The 16842-nt window shown below is 65.8% G+C and carries 14 protein-coding genes; 7 read left to right on the forward strand and 7 right to left on the reverse strand.

Annotation, left to right across the window (positions count from 1 at the left end; translation table 11 throughout):
* The first annotated feature begins 2 nt into the window (after nucleotides 1–2).
* Entirely contained in the window at nucleotides 3–3902 is a 3900-nt protein-coding gene (locus ACFUCV_RS00080) for a Pls/PosA family non-ribosomal peptide synthetase (protein WP_380811428.1), read from the forward strand.
* Nucleotides 3903–3933: 31 nt separating this feature from the next.
* Nucleotides 3934–5316, forward strand: coding sequence for a M1 family metallopeptidase (locus ACFUCV_RS00085; RefSeq protein WP_380810684.1), 1383 nt, complete (start codon nucleotides 3934–3936; stop codon nucleotides 5314–5316).
* An 886-nt stretch (nucleotides 5317–6202) separates the two neighbouring features.
* Here the strand turns inward: ACFUCV_RS00085 and ACFUCV_RS00090 are convergent.
* Nucleotides 6203–6967 carry a 4'-phosphopantetheinyl transferase family protein gene (locus tag ACFUCV_RS00090; RefSeq protein ID WP_380810686.1) on the reverse strand — a complete coding sequence of 255 codons (765 nt, stop codon included), beginning with the start codon at nucleotides 6965–6967 and terminating at the stop codon, nucleotides 6203–6205.
* Nucleotides 6968–7019: 52 nt separating this feature from the next.
* Here ACFUCV_RS00090 and ppk2 point away from each other — a divergent pair, with 52 nt between their 5' ends.
* Nucleotides 7020–7904: a polyphosphate kinase 2 gene (ppk2, locus tag ACFUCV_RS00095; protein ID WP_380810688.1), complete on the forward strand. Its 885-nt coding sequence runs from the start codon at nucleotides 7020–7022 to the stop codon at nucleotides 7902–7904.
* Between the two features lie 113 nt (nucleotides 7905–8017).
* Here ppk2 and ACFUCV_RS00100 read toward each other — a convergent pair whose 3' ends face one another.
* Nucleotides 8018–8575: a CGNR zinc finger domain-containing protein gene (locus tag ACFUCV_RS00100; protein WP_380810690.1), complete on the reverse strand. Its 558-nt coding sequence runs from the start codon at nucleotides 8573–8575 to the stop codon at nucleotides 8018–8020.
* A 26-nt stretch (nucleotides 8576–8601) separates the two neighbouring features.
* Between ACFUCV_RS00100 and ACFUCV_RS00105 the strand changes: the two genes are divergently transcribed.
* Nucleotides 8602–8811 carry a hypothetical protein gene (locus ACFUCV_RS00105; RefSeq protein WP_380810692.1) on the forward strand — a complete coding sequence of 70 codons (210 nt, stop codon included), beginning with the start codon at nucleotides 8602–8604 and terminating at the stop codon, nucleotides 8809–8811.
* A gap of 132 nt (nucleotides 8812–8943) precedes the next feature.
* Here ACFUCV_RS00105 and pheT read toward each other — a convergent pair whose 3' ends face one another.
* Together pheT and pheS are read right to left on the reverse strand one after the other, a co-directional pair.
* Entirely contained in the window at nucleotides 8944–11487 is a 2544-nt protein-coding gene (gene pheT / locus ACFUCV_RS00110; RefSeq protein WP_380810694.1) for a phenylalanine--tRNA ligase subunit beta, read from the reverse strand.
* Between the two features lie 5 nt (nucleotides 11488–11492).
* A complete protein-coding gene (gene pheS, locus ACFUCV_RS00115; RefSeq protein WP_380811430.1) occupies nucleotides 11493–12557 on the reverse strand; it encodes a phenylalanine--tRNA ligase subunit alpha in 1065 nt (354 codons plus the stop codon).
* Between the two features lie 500 nt (nucleotides 12558–13057).
* Here pheS and ACFUCV_RS00120 point away from each other — a divergent pair, with 500 nt between their 5' ends.
* From ACFUCV_RS00120 to ACFUCV_RS00130, 3 genes are all read left to right on the forward strand, one after another.
* Nucleotides 13058–13570, forward strand: coding sequence for a hypothetical protein (locus ACFUCV_RS00120; RefSeq protein ID WP_380810697.1), 513 nt, complete (start codon nucleotides 13058–13060; stop codon nucleotides 13568–13570).
* Entirely contained in the window at nucleotides 13567–14223 is a 657-nt protein-coding gene (locus ACFUCV_RS00125; protein WP_380810699.1) for an SIMPL domain-containing protein, read from the forward strand. The genes ACFUCV_RS00120 and ACFUCV_RS00125 overlap by 4 nt, the downstream gene beginning before the upstream one ends.
* 81 nt (nucleotides 14224–14304) lie before the next feature.
* On the forward strand, nucleotides 14305–15420 hold the full coding sequence (locus tag ACFUCV_RS00130) for an Rv2578c family radical SAM protein (RefSeq protein WP_380810701.1): 1116 nt from the start codon (nucleotides 14305–14307) through the stop codon (nucleotides 15418–15420).
* A 38-nt stretch (nucleotides 15421–15458) separates the two neighbouring features.
* Here ACFUCV_RS00130 and ACFUCV_RS00135 read toward each other — a convergent pair whose 3' ends face one another.
* The 3 genes from ACFUCV_RS00135 to ACFUCV_RS00145 form a co-directional block, all read right to left on the reverse strand.
* Nucleotides 15459–15920, reverse strand: coding sequence for a DUF4870 domain-containing protein (locus ACFUCV_RS00135; RefSeq protein ID WP_380810703.1), 462 nt, complete (start codon nucleotides 15918–15920; stop codon nucleotides 15459–15461).
* A gap of 157 nt (nucleotides 15921–16077) precedes the next feature.
* Nucleotides 16078–16269, reverse strand: a complete 192-nt coding sequence (locus ACFUCV_RS00140) for a DUF5302 domain-containing protein (protein WP_380810705.1) — start codon at nucleotides 16267–16269, stop codon at nucleotides 16078–16080.
* 53 nt (nucleotides 16270–16322) lie between these two features.
* Nucleotides 16323–16799, reverse strand: coding sequence for a (deoxy)nucleoside triphosphate pyrophosphohydrolase (locus tag ACFUCV_RS00145; protein ID WP_380810707.1), 477 nt, complete (start codon nucleotides 16797–16799; stop codon nucleotides 16323–16325).
* Between the last annotated feature and the right edge of the window lie 43 nt (nucleotides 16800–16842).

Genomic DNA, 16842 nt, shown 5'->3' on the forward strand with positions numbered 1-16842 from the left:
AAATGCCTGGAAGTGGGCTGGCGCCCCGGCCGCGCACACTGTGGGAGGTGCTGCTGGAAACCGCCGCGCTCCACCCGAACGCCACAGCCCTGGACGACGGCGTCGCAGCCCTGAGCTATGCAGAGCTGCTCAAGGCGGTGCGCGGCAAGGCCGCGGAGCTGACCCAGGCGGGATTGGGCGCCGGGGACCGGATTGGCGTGCGGATACCCTCGGGCACCTCCGCGCTGTACCTGGCCATTTTGGCGGTTTTGTCCATTGGTGCCGCCTATGTGCCCGTCGACGCCGACGACCCGGAGGAACGGGCGGCACTGGTCTTTGGCGAGGCCGCGGTGGCGGCAGTGCTCGGGGACCCGTCCACCGGCCAGGCACTGACCTGCCGAGCGCTGGCGGGCACGGCCGGGGAACGGCTGCCCCCCTTCCCCGCACCACGGGAACCGCTTCCCTCGGACGACGCCTGGATCATCTTCACGTCCGGGTCAACCGGCACCCCAAAGGGCGTCGCTGTCAGCAACCGTTCAGCGGCCGCCTTTGTTGATGCCGAGGCCCGCATTTTCCTGCAGTCCGAACCCATGGGGCCCGAGGACCGGGTGTTGGCGGGATTGTCCGTGGCCTTCGATGCATCCTGCGAAGAAATGTGGCTGGCCTGGCGCCACGGGGCCGCCCTGGTTCCCGCGCCGCGTTCTTTGGTCCGTTCCGGCATGGATCTGGGCCCCTGGTTGATCTCCCACGGCATCACGGTTGTCTCCACCGTGCCAACCCTGGCGGCACTGTGGCCCGCGGAGGCCCTGGAGTCCGTGCGTCTGCTCATTTTTGGTGGAGAGGCCTGCCCGCCGGAGCTGGCGGCCCGGCTGGCGGTGCGCGGCAGGGAAGTCTGGAACACTTACGGACCCACCGAGGCAACCGTCGTCGCCTGTGCGGCGCCGCTGGGCGGGCCGGGACCGGTGCGCATCGGGCTGCCCCTGGACGGCTGGGACCTGGCCGTGGTGGATTCCGCCGGAGTTCCCGTGGCCGAGGGTGAAGTGGGCGAACTGATCATTGCCGGGGTGGGCCTTGCCCGTTACCTTGACCCGGCCAAGGATGCTGAAAAATATGCCCCCTTGCCGGCCTTCGGATGGGACCGGGCCTACCGCTCCGGCGATCTGGTGCGCCTGGAGCGCGCGGGGCTGGTGTTCATTGGGCGTGCCGACGACCAGGTGAAGTTGGGCGGGCGCCGCATTGAGCTCGGTGAAATTGATGCGGCGCTGCAGGGGCTGCCGGACATTGCCGGCGCCGCCGCCGCCGTGCAGGAGACGGCCGGCGGCAGCCAACTTCTGGTGGGATATCTTGTCCCGGCCCCCGGCACCGCCCCGGATGCGGCGGCGCTGCGCACCGTGCTGGCCGGATCGCTGCCGGCCGCCCTGGTTCCCCTGCTGACCTTTACCGATTCACTGCCCACCAAAATCAGCGGAAAAGTGGACCGCAAGGCCCTGCCCTGGCCCTTGGAGCAGGCAACGGACGACGCCGGATCCCTGGCCGGAACGCTGGGCCCGGACGCTGAATGGGTGTTGGAGCAGTGGCAGGCCGTGCTGGGCGGAGCCCCGTCCTCACTGGATTCGGATTTTTTCGCCAGTGGCGGCGGCAGCCTGGCCGCCGCCCAACTGGTCTCGGCGCTGCGCCGGCGGTACCCGCGCATCACGGTTGCCGACGTTTATTCGCGTCCGCGGATCGGCGCCCTGCTGGAACTGGCCTTGGGTTCGGTGCCGGCCGGCGGCGGCGCCGAAGCGGTCAACCGCACGGTGGGCCGGACCCGGCGCAGCTCCCAGGTGTTCCAAACACTCATGGGCGTGCCACTGCACATTCTTGTGGGCATGCGCTGGCTGACATACCTGATGGCGCTGAACAACGTTGCCGCCTGGCTTGGTGTGCTGCCGGGCGCGCCCACCGTTTCCTGGTGGTGGGTGGCGGCGTCGTGGGCGGTGTTTGTTTCACCGTGGGGCCGGATGGGCATCTCAGTGGTCGCCGCACGGCTGTTGCTCAGGAGTGTTGGCCCGGGCAACTACCCGCGCTCGGGCAAAGTGCACCTGCGGTTGTGGCTGGCGGAACAAATTGCCGACATGGCAGGTGCCGTGACCCTCGCCAGCGCCCCGTGGGTGCCCTACTACGCCCGGGCGCTGGGTGTGAAGATGGGCCGGAACGTGGACCTGCATTCCGTGCCGCCGGTGACCGGACTGCTCCGGCTGGCGGAGGGCTGCTCCATTGAGCCGGAAGTGGATTTGTCCGGTTGGTGGATTGACGGCGACTGGGTGCACATTGGCGAAATCTCCGTGGGCGCCGGCGCCGTGGTGGGATCACGCAGCACGCTGATGCCCGGGGCACGCATCGGGGCCGCCGCGCACGTGGCGCCGGGGTCCGCGGTGCGCGGCAAAGTCAAAGCAGGCGTGACGGTCTCCGGATCCCCGGCGCAACGGAGCGGCAAGGCCAAGGCGGCCTGGCCCGGGGCACGCACACCAATCACAAGGCTTGTTGGCGTGCTCTTCGCCGGGGCTTCGGCCGTCCTGTCACTGCTGCCCTTCCTTTCCGCGGCAGTGGCTGTGGCCGTGGTGCTGGGGGCGGTGCAGGGCCAGGAATCACTTTCGGCAGCCATTGCCACACTTGTCTGGGCCGTGCCCCTGGCCGCCTTGGCCTGGTTCCTGAGCCTGCTGGTGCTGATCCTCGCCACCGTGCGGTTGTTGGGCGTGGGACTGCGCGAGGGGCACTACCCGGTCCGCAGCCGGATCGGCTGGCAGGTCTGGGCCACGGAGCGGGTGCTGGACATGGCCCGGGACCTGTTGTTCCCCATCTACTCCAGCTTGTTCACGCCCGTGTGGCTGCGCCTGCTGGGGGCCAAGGTGGGCAGGAACGTGGAGGCTTCCACCGTGCTGCTGCTGCCCAAAATGACAACCATTGGCTCCGGCGCCTTCCTGGCCGATGACACCATGATCGCCTCCTACGAACTGGGCGGCGGCTACATCCACATTGCACCGGCCAAGGTGGGCAAACGCTCCTTCCTGGGCAACTCCGGCATGGCGGCGGCCGGGCGGACCATGCCGCGGAACTCGCTGGTGGCAGTGCTTTCGGCCGCACCGGCCAAAGCCAAGGCCGGCACCTCCTGGCTGGGAAGTCCGCCCGTCCGTTTGCGCCGGACCAATGTGAACACCGATGAATCCCTGACCTTCGCCCCTCCCCTGCGGCTCAAGGTGGCCCGGGCCCTGTGGGAAAGCTGCCGGCTGGTGCCCACCGTCCTCTCAGTCGCCGTGGCCGCGGCGGTGCTGACAGCGTTCGACGCCGTGGCCCTTGCCGGCAGCTACTGGCTGGCCGCCTTGGTCAGCGGCATTGTCATGATGGCGGCCGGAGCAATTGCCGCCGGCAGTTCGGTGGCGGCCAAATGGCTCCTGGTGGGCAGGATCAAACGCAGCGAACATCCGCTGTGGAGCTCCTTCATTTGGCGCAATGAGGTGGTGGACACCTTCATTGAGATGGTCACGGCGCCGTGGTTTGCCCGGGCCGCGGTGGGCACGCCCGCCCTGGTGTGGTGGCTGCGTGCACTGGGGGCCAGGATTGGCCACGGCGCATGGTGTGAGAGCTATTGGCTGCCCGAGGCTGATCTGGTCACCCTCGGTGAAAGCTCCACCGTCAACCGCGGCTGCGTGATCCAGACCCACCTCTTCCATGACAGGGTCATGGCCATCGATGCCGTTACGCTGGAGAAGGGCGCCACCATGGGCCCGCACGGGGTGATCCTGCCGGCGGCCAGCATCGCCACCAGCGGCACGGTGGGCCCGGCGTCGTTGGTGATGCGCGGGGAAACCGTGCCAGCAAGCAGCTATTGGATGGGCAACCCCATCAGTCCCTGGAAGGGTCCCGAATTCGCGGACCGTGCCTGAGCCACCCACAGAACCGGATATGTCAGCCAGCATGAGATTTTTGAACCGCTCCTCCCCTGCCACCGCCGGCGGCGCGGCCGCGGATGTCCCGGCCCGTCCGGATCCGTACGTTCCCCTGCACGGGAGCACCAGCTACGCCGTGGAGCACTATGACCTGGATTTGGAGCTCCGGCTCGCCGGAAACCGGCTGCAGGGCCGGGCAGTCATCACGGCCCGGGCACTGGTTCCGTTGACTTCGGTGGAACTGGATCTTATTGGATTGGGCATGGACAAGGTGGCCGTGGACGGGGCGCGGGTGCTCAAGCACTCCCAACGCCAGGGAAAGCTTCAGCTGCAGCTGGCATCGCCGTTGCCGGCTGGAACGCAATTCACCCTCGACATCCGCTACAGCGGCCTACCCTCCCCCCACAACAGCGATTGGGGCGATGTTGGCTGGGAGGAACTGGACGACGGCGTCCTGGTTGCCGGCCAGCCCACGGGTGCGCCGACCTGGTTCCCCTGCAATGACAGGCCCGATGACAAGGCCTCCTACCGCTTCACCGTCACCACCGACGCCGGATATACGGCCGTGTGCAATGGCACGCTGCTGTCACATTCAAGGAAGTCCAGCCGGGAAAGCTGGGTCTATGAACAATCTGCCCCCATGGCCACCTACCTGGCCACCTTGCAGATTGGCCGGTACAGGCGCCTGACGCTGCCGGCCCCGGAAGGCCGCTCACAGCTGCCGATCACCGTGGCGGTGCCTAAAAAACTCCAGGCCACGGCGGCTGCAGCCTTGGCCAGGCAGCGGGAAATGGTGGAGGCTTTTACGCGGTGCTTTGGTCCCTACCCGTTTCCCTCCTACACCGTGGTGGTGACGGAGGACGAGCTGGAAATCCCCCTTGAGGCGCAGACACTGTCCATTCTGGGCAGCAACCATCTGACCACCGGCTGGGAGGAACAGCGGCTGATCGCCCATGAGCTTTCCCACCAGTGGTTTGGCAATTCCCTCACGCTGGCCTCATGGTGCGACATTTGGCTGCACGAAGGCTTTGCCTGTTACGCCGAATGGCTCTGGTCTGAGGAAAGCGGGGCCATGGGCGTTGCCGCCCGGGCAGCGGCGGCGCACGCAAAGCTGCGCGCCGAACCTCTGGCCTTTGCCATTGGCGACCCCGGGCCGGAGCAAATGTTTGACGACGCGGTGTACAAGCGCGGGGCGCTTGCCCTGGAGGCCCTCAGGTGCGCAGCGGGCGAAGCCAACTTCTTCGCCCTGCTCCATCGCTGGGTGGCCGAGAACCGACACGGTTCGGTGTCCACCGCCGGCTTCGTGGCCCTGGCCGATCAGCTGTGCGCCACGGTTCCGGGATTCTCCGCCGCCGGGATCCTCACGCCCTGGCTGTACCAAACGGCGCTGCCGGCACTGCCCCGGCGCTGAAGGCGACTGCCGCAACCCCCGCCTGGTTAAAGGGAAATCGGACTACGGAGACACCATGGCTGCAGCGCCCGATTTTGCGCCCCCGGGGCCCCTTGCCCATGGTTCCTTCCGGGTTTGCTCCCGCCAGGAATTCTTTAACCGGATGCGGCAAAACCACCACGGGCAAATCCATGGTGCGGCCATCCGGGGATGCGCGGATGAAGTCCAGTTGGGTCCGGATGCCGCACTGCCGGCACGCTTCCGGAGAAAAATCGTCCACCCCCATCACAGGGCTTCTCCAACGACCCGGCGCCGTGGTTCCGGTGCAGGCCATCCTCTAATCCGCCGACGCCCGCCCGCGCAGTTGACGGCTCAACCAACGCGCTTCGGCAAGGTGTGCATGTGGTGGGCGCAAGGAAAAGCCACCTCCTGACACACTGGAGGGAGTTGGCAGCGCCTGTCCGAACGGTACATCCACGTTCGTGCTGGACCACATGCCAGGAGGCGGGAGCCTGGAAGACGGCGTCCGGGAAGCTCATCGGCTCGGCATTGCCACGGCGGATGCGGGCGCCCATCCCACCTGCTCCGGCGCAGCCACCAAGACCAGGCTGACCGCCGGCATGCCGTGGAGCTGGGACGTCTTGCGGATCAATGGCGAAAAAGAAAAGCCATCAATGCGGACACGGCACGGCCCGCAACAGCTGCGGCGGTTCGGGCCATGGGCTCCGGGCGGTTGGAAGCTGTGGCCTCCGATTACCCTCCCATCACATTTCAGGTCCGCAAAAAAGCAATGACCTTTCATTGCCCCCGGGGCATCACGGTGCAGGGGCGGTCATTCGAGCCCCGCGGGAGCTGGCCCGGACAGGGTCAAGGACGTCCTGAACCTGCTGCGTGCCCAGGCCACGGATTACCACTGGTGTCCTCCTTGAGGGCCTGCCGCACCTTTTCCCAGCTCCACGGCACCGAACGCCACGGCGGCGGCGAACCCTTCGGGCAAGCCCACCTCCGCTGGCACCACATCGCATAGGCGCACGGCCGCACCTGGTTCCGCACAGGCATGCCCCGGGAGGCCACGTTCCGGAAACGCAGGGATCCCAGCCGGGTCCATGCGCAGGCCCAGGCCCGAGTATTTCACCAACGCTTCCTTGCGCGCCCATGCTGCCGCCCGCCATGCGTCCTGGGCCTTCGGGGCCACCTCGGCCAGACGCAACTTTTCGCTGCGGCTCAACGCCACCTCGTCGAACCCGGCAAAGCCCACCGAGGCGATGTGCTGGACATCCACGCCAAGTGGCAGGCCCGTGGCCGGGACCATCGCAGCCACGGCCCAGCCGTGGCTGCGCGAGAAACTGATGGATAGTTCTGCCCGGACACCATGGAGCAGATAGCCCGGCCTTCCGTGCGAGGGACTGGGATTTGGACCGCAGTCCGGGCAGCTGTACGCCGCCACCAGGCTTTGCGGGGCGGAGCCGAGCATCTCGGCCGCCATGGAGCGTTGCACAATGCGCCCGGCAATGAAATCCTGGCGTGCTGCCCGGTCCACAAAGGCGGCGGCGCGGGCCTGTTCGGCTGGGTCAAGCAGCCTGGCCGCGCCGTGATCCACGGCTGCCAGATCAAAGGCACGCACCAATGGTTGGCCAGGGCATGCCGCGTCAACACCGCGCTCGCACATCATCGCTTTACCTGCCGTTCACTTTTAGTTTTCCACCCCTGGCTAGGCTCGGGCCATGAGCAACGTGCGTCCGGAATTCACCGGTTTTACCGTCATCGACAACGATGACGACGATCCCATCCTTTTGACAGCCGACGGAACCCCCGTTGACACCTGGCGCGACGGCTACCCGTATGCTGCGCGGCTGGAGCGGGACGTTTACGACGTTGACAAGCGGTTGCTGCAGATTGAACTGCTCAAGCTCCAGCAGTGGATCAAGGCTACCGGGCGCCGGGTGGTTATTTTGTTCGAGGGCCGCGATGCCGCCGGCAAGGGTGGCACCATTAAGCGCTTCACCGAACACCTGAATCCACGCGGCACCCGGGTGGTGGCCCTGGAGAAGCCCAGCAAACGTGAATCCACGCAATGGTATTTTCAGCGCTATGTGGCGCACCTGCCCAGTGCCGGAGAGATGGTCCTGTTCGACAGATCCTGGTACAACCGGGCTGGCGTGGAGCGCGTCATGGACTTTTGCACCAAGGAGGAGTACGCGGAATTTGTCCGCCAGGCACCCTTGTTTGAAAGGATGCTGGCCAATGATGGCATCACAGTCATCAAATTTTGGTTTTCCGTTACCCGGGCGGAGCAGCGGACCCGCTTCATCATCCGCCAGGTGGACCCTGTGCGGCAGTGGAAGCTCTCCCCCATGGACCTGGCCTCCCTGGACAAGTGGGACGCCTACACTTTTGCCAAGGAGCGGATGTTCAAGCGCACCGACACCCGCCATGCGCCCTGGACAGTGGTGAAATCCAATGACAAGAAGCGGGCCCGGCTTGCGGCAATGCGCCATGTGCTGAGTTTGTTTGAGTACTCGGGCAAGGACCATGATCTTGTGGGAGCCCCGGATCCGCTCATTGTGGGCCCGGCGTCAGCCGTGGTGGGCGAGGGCGAGGAATTTTAGCAAGCGATCCTCCCGGCGGCTGCCGGCACCGTGCTTCCCCTGGACCCCGCGGCAACGCCGGGCCGGGTACTGGTGGCACCCGGATCCACAGCGGACCCGGCACCGCGGGATGTTCATGGCCGGGACTGCTGCGCAGGGGCCTGGAAACGGGCGCGGTGCCGGCGGACCGCTGCCCGGTTTGCGCAACGCACCGAGCAGTATTGCTGCCGGCCGTTGCGGGTGACATCGACAACCACGCGCTGGCACAGGTCCCCCGGTGCCTCTCCGGCGGCGCACCTGCCCAGCCGGTGGATGCCCCTGGTGGTCAAATGCAAAGCGGTGCCAACGCTGATCACCGCCCGCAGCACCTGCGCCAGATCCTGGTTTTCATCCCGGTAATGCAAATGCCAGCCTTCACCGTCATGTTCGGTCAACCGGGGGTAGGCGGTTGCTGCGGCCATTTGGGCATTAAGCAGCGCAGCCCGCTGATGGTGCTCGGCCGCATCCACTATTTCCAGCCAGTCCCCCATCACCCCGCGGACCCGCCCGTGGTCGCCGGGGGCGGCGGTGAAATCCATGGTCATGCCAAAGTCACGGGTTCGTTCAATAATGGCGGCCCCGTCCTGCGGAAAGTCATTGGCCAGGGACTGTGCCAGCAGCACAGCGTATTCTCCGTAAGGGTTGAGATGCATAAGACCATTACAGCATGCTTGGCTTCATGACCTCCACAACAGAACATCAATGTCAGGACCGCACGGCAGCCGCCACCGGCCACGGCTGGACCGTTGAATCCGCCCATGCAACTTCCCAGGGCCGGGTGCTTTACGTTAAATGCCGCTGCGGCGCGCGCAGAGTGGATTTGGCCGCCGACAGCACGCAAACCCTTGTCACCGTGGGCAGGGGGCTTGCCTTCCCGCATCAGCAGTGAGCACCGGCAAGAGTGGCGCGGCTGCGCCCACGGCCATGCCCGTGGCCGCGCCACGGGCAAAAAAGTCCTGCCGGCTTGAACCAGTGCGGATTCAAGCCGGCAGGACCACCGGTGCCCTGCCGGGAGCAAGTGCTAGCGCTGGGTGGCGCCGAACCTTTCCGCTGCCAGGGCCACAGCCGAGGCCCGGGCAGTCGATGCCTCCTCGGAGGTCAGCGTCCTGTCAGCTGCGCGGAAGCGCAGTCCGAAGGCGAGCGACTTGCGCCCCTCGGGAATCCCGGCGCCCTGGTATTGATCGAACAGGGCCACGTCTTCGAGCAGTTCCCCGGCGCCTTCGCGCAGGGTGTCCAGCACCGACTGTGCGGGCACCTCGGCGGGAACCACCAGCGCCACATCCTGCGTTGCCACCGGGTAGGTGGAGATTTCCTTGGCCACAATGACGTCGGGGGCTGCCGCAAACACCTTTTCGGCGTTGATTTCCATGGCCACCGTGCGCGCCGGCATGTTCAGCTGGGCCAACACCTTGGGATGCAGCTCCCCTGCGTAGCCCACCACCTCGCCGCTGCGCAGCGACAGCTCGGCGGTGCGCCCCGGGTGGAACGCCTGGTGTGAGCCTTGGCCCACCACCAGCTCCACGCCCACCACATCTGCCACCAGGCGGGCTGCGTCCAAGGCGTCGGCCCAGTCCCAGCCGCGCGGTGCGTGGCCGGGGGACGCCGGCGAATCCTTGCCCGTGAACACGGCGGCCATGGACAGGGGCTGGTACGGGATGCCGGCATACAGGCCAGCCAGCACGTCCTCGGCGGGCTTGGCGCCCAGCGGCGGAATTGCCGCCGTCCCCATGGTTTCCCCCGGAAGGAACACCAGACCGGATTCAAAGAGGGCCAGATCATGGAAGCCGCGGGAATGGTTGCGTTTGGCGGTTTCCACCAGCCCCGGCAGCATCGAGGTGCGCAGGAAGCCAAACTCCTCGCTCAACGGGTTGGCGAGTTTGACGGCGCGGCGCGGCGCGCCGGCCTCCGCCACGCCAAAGGTCTCATTGGCGGCCTGGGAGACGAAGGGGTAGGCCAAGGTTTCCGTCAAGCCAAAGTCGGCCAGGGCCTGGACCACGCGGCGGCGCTGCTGTTGCGTCCGTGAATAGCCGCGGCCCGGAGGCGCCGTGGGCAGAGTGGAGGGAATGAGGTGGTAGCCCACCAGACGCGCCACTTCCTCCGTCAGGTCGTCCTTGCTGAGCAGGTCATAGCGCCAGCTCGGCGCCGTGACCTGGTAGCCGCCGTCGACCTTTTCCACCTGGGCACCGAGATCCGTCAGGGAGCCCATCACCTGGGCCTGGGAGAATTCCAGGCCGATCCGCGCCGAGGTGTACCCGGAGGGCAGGAAAATTGGAGCCGGAGGTCTTGCCGAGCCGGCATCGGTGGCTGTGGTTTCCTCCGTTCCGCCGGCCAGTTCCACCAGCAGATCCACGGCTCGCTGGGCGGCAACGGGGGCCATGGCCGGATCCACGCCACGTTCAAAACGCTTGGACGCCTCCGAAGGCAGCTTGTGGCGGCGGCGCGAGCGCGCAATGGAGACTTCCTCAAAATGTGCGGCCTCAATGAGGATCCGCGACGTTGCGCCCGTCACTTCCGTGGAGGCGCCGCCCATCACGCCGGCAATGCCAATGGCGCCGGATTCGTCGGTGATCAGCAGGTCTTCGTGGTGGAGCCTGCGCACCTTGCCATCGAGGGTGGTGAGGGTCTCCCCGTCCTTGGCGCGGCGGACGGTGATCGCACCGGTGACCTTTTCGGCGTCGTAAAAGTGCAGGGGCGAGCCGAGTTCCAGCATGACGTAGTTGGAAATGTCCACCGGCAGCGAAATGCTGCGCATCCCGGCCAGGCGCAGTCGCGCGGCCATCCACGGCGGGGTGGGGGCGGCGGGGTTGACGCCGCTGACGGTCCGGGCCACAAAGCGGTCGCATCCGGCCTTCCCGTAGATGGGCGCCTGGTCGGCCAGGACGACGGCGTGTCCGGGGCCGCCGGCGTCGGCCACCGTGACGCGGGAAGCCGGATCGGTGAAGACGGAATCGGTGGCGTGGGCGTATTCGCGGGCAACGCCGCGGATGCTGAAGGCATAGCCGCGGTCCGGGGTGACGTTGATTTCCGCCGCTTCGTCATCCAGACCCAACAGTTCCAGCGCGTCGGTGCCAAGCTCCGGGTCAAGGCCCAGGGTGGAGAGCACCAGGATGCCGTCGTGGTCCTCGCCAATGCCCAGCTCACGCACCGAGGCAATCATGCCGGCTGAGACGTGGCCGTAGGTCTTGCGCGGGGTGATGCGGAAGTCCCCTGGCAGCACGGCCCCGGGCAGGGTGACCACCACCTTGTCCCCCACCGCAAAATTGTGGGCGCCACAAACAATGCCCTGCACGCCGGAGGGGTCGATCCCGTCAATGTCCAGCGTCTGCGCCGTGCCTTCGGGAACCACGCGCACGGTGCACCAATTGATGGTCTTGCCGTTGGATTGCGGTTCCGGCTCCATGGTCAAAACCTGGCCCACCACAATGGGGCCGCTGATTTCATCCAGCGGGCGGTGGACATCCTCTTCTTCAAAACCGACCTTGACCAATTCGGCCATGACGTCTTCGGCAGTTGCTTCTGCCGGCACCTGCGCATATTCGCGCAGCCAAGTCAGTGGAATACGCACTTGTCTTAGATCTCCATCCCAAAGTGTTCGCTGAATCTTACGTCGCCTTCAATCATGTCGTGCATGTCCAACACTTCGTTGCGGAACATCAGCGCACGCTCGATCCCCATGCCAAAGGCAAAACCCGAGTACTCCTCCGGGTCAATTCCGGCAGCGCGCAGCACATTCGCGTTGATCATGCCGCAGCCGCCCCACTCGATCCAGCGGGGCCCGCCCTTGGCACCCGGGTGCCAAATGTCCAGCTCGGCGGAGGGTTCGGTGAACGGGAAGAAGTTCGGACGGATCCGCACCCGCGCTTCATCACCAAACATTTGCCGGGTGAAGTGTTCCAGCGTTCCCACCAGGTCCGCCATGGACAGGCCCTTGTCGATGGCCAAGCCCTCGAACTGGTGGAACACGGGGGTGTGCGTGGCGTCCAGTTCATCGGTGCGGAACACCTTGCCGGGACAGAGCACATAGATGGGCAGATCGCGTTCCAGCATGGAACGCACCTGTACCGGAGAGGTGTGCGTGCGCAGCAACAGGTGGGCCTCGGGGGGCTCCACGAAGAAGGTGTCCTGCATTTCCCGCGCCGGATGGTCCGGCGCAAAGTTCAGGGCATCAAAGTTGAACCACTCCGACTCCACCTCGGGGCCTTCGGCGATTTCCCAGCCCATGCCCACGAAGATGTCGCAGACCCTGTCCTGCAGCGTGGACAGCGGGTGCCGGGCACCGGCACGGCGGCGGCGCGGGGCGGCGGTGACATCCACTGTCTCCTCGGCCAGGATCCGGGCGGCGTCCTCGGCTTCGAGCACCTGCGTGCGGGCTGCGAGCGCCTGGGCAACGCGTCCGCGGGAGGCGCCCATAAGCTTTCCTGCCGTGGCCTTGAATTCCTTGGCAAGCCCGCCGATTTCGCGGTTGGCCAGGCTCAGCGGCGACTTTTCGCCGGTGTGCGCCAGCCGCGCGGTCTTCAGCTCATCCAAGGTGGCCGCGGCGGCAATGGCCGCGAGCGCGTGGTCCACGGCTGCACCAATGGCTGCTTCATCAAGCGGATCCGGAATTGTGGCGGTTCCTGGGGTCGGTTCGGGCATTTCCACCGTCGTGGGGGGCATCTCAGACATCTACAGTTTTTACCTAAGCTCGTGTGCGAGTAAGCGGACGGGGTGGCTCATCCCGCCTGAAACAGTCTAGTTGACGGCATCGCCTTGATTTGAATTGGCTTTTCTTCCCGCCACGTGGTCCATCTTGGGTCCATGGTTGCTACGCTTGCGCCCATGGGTGAACAGCGCAGTGGAAGGCCGACGCCGGTCCGGCGCCTTGCGCTGCCGCCAGCCCTGGCGCCCGCCCTGCCGCCCGCCCTGGGTGGTCGTGGTTCCGTTCCCAAGCCAAGCCCCCGCGTGCCGCCGCCGGCCACCGCGCAGGGACGCGTTGACTGCCTGGCCCCTGGGTCTCCGCCCCTGCAGATGGTGCATTGGGTGCGCGGGGAGTTCCCCGGTCCCAGTGCGTCCGGAGTGTTGCGCCAGGTGAACACCTTGGATGCCCCTTCATCCTTGACACCCGGCGGCATTGCGCTCCGGCAGGCGGTCCTGCCATGATCCCCTGGACGGCCATGCCGCTGAAGTTTCGTCTGCGCGCGGTGGCCAATGCCCTGAACCTGTCCACGGCCACGGGACTGCTGCTGGCCGCCCTCACAGCCACTGAGGTCCAAAAGGGTCCGGACGGTTTGCTGCTGGGCACCAACTACCGGCCCAGACTGCCCCTGGCCGGTGCCTTCACCGTGGGAAACGTGATTTTCTACCGTGCCGAAAGGCCTTTCATTGATTCCCGTCCCAAGCTGCTGGCCCACGAGGCCGCACATGCCACGCAGTATGCCTGGTGCCTGGGCCTGCCGTTTTTGCCGCTTTATGCCGCCTGCACCGCCTATTCGCTGTGGCGCACAGGCGATCCCGGCAGCCGCAATGTCTTTGAACGTCGCGCAGGGTTGGCGGACGGAGGGTACCGGGAACTGCCCAGCATTGACCGCAGTGCCGTCCGGCTGCTGCTGCAACCCCTGGCCCGCTTCAGGCTTGTCCCCCCTTTGTCCACGTCACGAAAGCAGCCATGAGCCAATCCACCACAACCAGCAGCAACGGCACCGTCACGGTCCTGGGCCGGGGCTCCGTTAAGACGGCCCCTGACAGCTTCACCATCACGGTGGGAATTGAGGCGTCCCAGCCCACGGTGCGCGGAGCCTATACCCAGGCGGGGACGGCGGTGGGTGCTGTGAGCGGCACCCTGCTGTCCCTGGGCGTGGCGCGCGAAGCAATAACCTCCTCCTCCCTGGACGTGCGGGTGGACAGCCGTTGGCAGGATGGCGTGGGAACCGTGGTGACCGGGTACACCGTCAGCAGCACCTTGTCAGTCAACCTGCGCCATGACCAGGGCGCGGATCGCATTGTCGCCGCGGTGGTGGAGGTCGGGGACAACAGCGTGCGCCTGCATGAGATGACTGCGGTGCTCAGCGATTCCACCGCGTCCCGGGATGCCGCCCGCGCCGCCGCCTGGGAAGATGCCCGCCACGGGGCCGAACACTTCGCGCAGCTGACGGGGCGGGTGTTGGGGCAGGTGCTTGTAATAAGTGAGGAACACGTGCAGGCTCCGGGGCCCCACCCCCTGATGGCCCGGGCGGCCATGACGGTGGAGGCCGCGCCCCTGCCCATTGAGGCGGGTCAAGGCACCGTGTCGGCGCAGCTTCAGGCCACTTGGGAATTGCTTTAGCCAGCTCTTACCGCCAGGGGCCGCCGGGGCATGAAAAAGACGGACATTGCCACTCAATAGAATATATGTTCTAATTTGGGCATGCGGTGGACCAGTCAGCAACTCAACCAGCCCCTGCCCCTGCAGGACGGCAGCGCCCCGGAACCGGCGGCAGCCTTGCCTCTTCTGCCCCTGGCGGGACTGCTCAAGAGCGTGCAGACGCCGGAGTTTGCGGACATCACCTTTCATGAGGTGCTCTCCAAATCGGCCCTGAACAAGGTTCCGGCCAGTTCCAGCATGCCCTTTGAATGGACAGTCAATCCCTACCGGGGCTGTTCCCACGCCTGCGTGTACTGTTTTGCCCGCAAAAGCCATACCTATCTGGACTTTGATCCAGGGTTGGACTTTGATTCCCAAGTGGTGGTCAAGGTGAACGTTGCCCAGGTGCTGCGTGCGGAGCTTATGAAGCCCACGTGGCAGCGCCACCACGTGGCCCTGGGAACGAACACCGATCCGTATCAGCGCGCCGAGGGACGCTATCAGCTGATGCCCGGAATCATCGCCGCCCTGGCGGATTCCGGCACGCCCTTTTCCATTCTTACCAAGGGCACCCTGCTGGCCCGGGATCTTCCAGAGCTGCGCCGCGCAGCGCAGGATGTGAGCGTGGGGATGGGCATTTCACTGGCACTGCTCAACGAGGATCTGGCCCATGCCATCGAGCCGGGAACACCCTCGCCCAAGGCCCGGCTGGCCCTGATTGCAAAGCTGCGCGACGCCGGTCTGCCATGCGGCGTCATGGCCATGCCAATCCTGCCGTGGCTCAGTGATTCCGACGAGGCACTTGACGCGTTGTTTGGTGCCCTTGCCCGGGCCGGCGCCACGGGCGTGACTGCCGGGGCATTGTATCTGCGCCCCGGAACCCGCGACTGGTTCATGCACTGGCTGGCACGGGAACACCCTGCCCTGGTGGGCAGGTACCGGCGCCTGTATGAGCACGGGTCCTACGCGGCAAAGGAATACCGGCAGTGGCTGGCCGGGAAAATCAATGAAGCCAAGGCCCGGCATGGATTTGGCACACAGGCCTTTGTCCACGACCCCAAAGCGGAAGAGGCCCGCTACCCGGCAGGCAGTTTGCCCACAACGGTGCGCGGCGTCAGGAAGGCGGGAACCCCGCAAGGGATTCCCGCCTTCAGGGAAGGTCCAGCCACCTTGTTCTAAGGCCGTGGCGGCCGGGCACTTCCGATGCGCCGCGGACGCTACTTGATAAAGGGAACGTTGAACGGGAACCGGTAGGGCTGGCCGCTGCGCAGCTTCTTGGGCGCTTCCACGGCTGCCAGGATGTGAATGACGAACAAAGCCAGCGCTGCCAAGCCAAAGATGAACCCTACGCCTGGAACAATCACCCAAAGGAAACCAGCAATGCCGCGCAGGATGGAAAAGTTCAAGTTCTGCTTGTTCACATCATCGACCAGGCCGTTCTTGCCCTTTTCCGTGAGAAAGAAAACCAAGGCCGGAATCCAGGAGAAAAATACCGACAACCAATAGTTCAGCGTCACGGTGCCGGCTGGGTCAGTGGCGCCCTGCTGGTAGGGCTGCTGATGCTGCACCGGCTGCTGGTAGGGCTGCTGGTGCTGCACCGGCTGCTGGTGGGACGCGGGTGCATCATAGCCTGGGGGCGTGGGCCCAACGGGCGGTGTGGGGGTACTGTTTTCGCTCATGGTCAATCTCCTTCAATAGCACAGCTGGAATCGTTTCGACTGCGGGCATGCGGCACCGCACGCACAGTGGCCCCTGACAAGGTCCCGCCCGGAACTAAAGCAGGCAGGCGCGCATACGCACCTGCCTGCTTGTGAAAATTCCGGGGTGTCGGCGGCACTATCCGCTCTTGCGGCGAAATTCGCGTTTGTGGCTTGCGGCCGCATGGGATGAGTTGATCTTGGGTCCCCCTGCAGCAGCGACGCTGCCGTGCTGCTGGTTCTTCTTGTTCTCCAAAGCCTGTCGAAACTTTTCCTTCGTTTCTTCAGATGCACTGGCTGCGTTTTTTTCCTCGTGACTACCGCTCGTCATGGCTCATCCTCCTGATGGTGTGTTGCACTTAGTCTGGCACAGCCGAGCTTTATTCAATACCCTTGGGCCAATCGCCGATCCGGTTCACGGTTGTCCTGCGCCGCTCCAGCCGCGACGGCCGCCAGCAGGGCCTGCACAATGGGATAGTCGGCGCGGATCCAGGGAAGCTGCAGCAGGTCCGCTTCCCGCAGGGGCGCCCACAGCAGCTGCTGATGATCCTGCAGCGGATGTGGGGCGCCTTCTTCCACTTCAGCCAGCCACACGCGCATGCTGGCGGTGGCATTCAAGGGCCAGCCCTGCCTTGTGGGTCCGGGCAGCTCGGCGCCGAGGGAAACCTTGACGCCAAGCTCCTCCGCCAACTCCCGGTGCAATGCCTCGTGAACCCCTTCCCCGGGTTCGACCTTGCCACCGGGAAATTCCCATAATCCGGCCAGCTCCGGGGGCGCGCTGCGCTGGGCAGCCAACAGCATGGTGGGGTTGCGCAGGGAGTCCACCACGGCGGCGGCAACAATTTGTTTCTTTAAAGTCACCCTGCCCAGTGTAGGGGGAACTAGACTGGCAAGGCATGCCCGC

It is taken from the genome of Specibacter sp. NPDC057265 (genome assembly GCF_042668835.1).
Taxonomy (GTDB): Bacteria; Actinomycetota; Actinomycetes; order Actinomycetales; family Micrococcaceae; genus Specibacter.

Excerpts from the sequence above, each read along its gene's own strand:
- ACFUCV_RS00080 (WP_380811428.1), top strand. The coding sequence starts at position 3 with ATGCCTGGAAGTGGGCTGGCGCCCCGGCCGCGCACACTGTGGGAGGTG.
- ACFUCV_RS00085 (WP_380810684.1), top strand. The coding sequence starts at position 3,934 with ATGAGATTTTTGAACCGCTCCTCCCCTGCCACCGCCGGCGGCGCGGCC.
- ACFUCV_RS00090 (WP_380810686.1), bottom strand. The coding sequence starts at position 6,967 with ATGATGTGCGAGCGCGGTGTTGACGCGGCATGCCCTGGCCAACCATTG.
- ppk2 (WP_380810688.1), top strand. The coding sequence starts at position 7,020 with ATGAGCAACGTGCGTCCGGAATTCACCGGTTTTACCGTCATCGACAAC.
- ACFUCV_RS00100 (WP_380810690.1), bottom strand. The coding sequence starts at position 8,575 with ATGCATCTCAACCCTTACGGAGAATACGCTGTGCTGCTGGCACAGTCC.
- ACFUCV_RS00105 (WP_380810692.1), top strand. The coding sequence starts at position 8,602 with ATGACCTCCACAACAGAACATCAATGTCAGGACCGCACGGCAGCCGCC.
- pheS (WP_380811430.1), bottom strand. The coding sequence starts at position 12,557 with ATGCCCGAACCGACCCCAGGAACCGCCACAATTCCGGATCCGCTTGAT.
- ACFUCV_RS00120 (WP_380810697.1), top strand. The coding sequence starts at position 13,058 with ATGATCCCCTGGACGGCCATGCCGCTGAAGTTTCGTCTGCGCGCGGTG.
- ACFUCV_RS00125 (WP_380810699.1), top strand. The coding sequence starts at position 13,567 with ATGAGCCAATCCACCACAACCAGCAGCAACGGCACCGTCACGGTCCTG.
- ACFUCV_RS00130 (WP_380810701.1), top strand. The coding sequence starts at position 14,305 with ATGCGGTGGACCAGTCAGCAACTCAACCAGCCCCTGCCCCTGCAGGAC.
- ACFUCV_RS00135 (WP_380810703.1), bottom strand. The coding sequence starts at position 15,920 with ATGAGCGAAAACAGTACCCCCACACCGCCCGTTGGGCCCACGCCCCCA.
- ACFUCV_RS00140 (WP_380810705.1), bottom strand. The coding sequence starts at position 16,269 with ATGACGAGCGGTAGTCACGAGGAAAAAAACGCAGCCAGTGCATCTGAA.